Genomic DNA, 265 nt, shown 5'->3' on the forward strand with positions numbered 1-265 from the left:
TGAAGCCGGCCCGTTTTTTCCGCCGGCTGTTTGTCATAAGAAAACCAGTAATACGCCTGCGGACGAAGGGCGGTTTCAAGTTTTCCCTGCATCGTCCGGCCGCCGATTTGGATAAGAGCGCTTTGATCGTCCAGCAAACGGAGAACCTTCCCTAACAGCAGCCTTTGAGCGCCGCTGTCTTTACCGCCATCTTGCCGGTCCGGAGGGATTTCCGCCGTCAGCTGTCTGAAAGCCGCTTGGATTTCGCCGCTTATGTTCATGTCTT

Annotated in this window: 1 pseudogene; it reads right to left on the reverse strand. The window is 55.1% G+C overall.

Going from position 1 to position 265, the window contains the following annotated elements:
- Window positions 1-260 (reverse strand): annotated as a pseudogene (locus tag KVT31_RS29635) (glycosyl transferase); the annotation flags it as partial.
- Between the last annotated feature and the right edge of the window lie 5 nt (window positions 261-265).

The sequence above is a fragment of the Bacillus sp. GbtcB14 genome (genome assembly GCF_019091205.1).
Classification (GTDB): domain Bacteria; phylum Bacillota; class Bacilli; order Bacillales; family Bacillaceae_G; genus Bacillus_A; species Bacillus_A cereus_AG.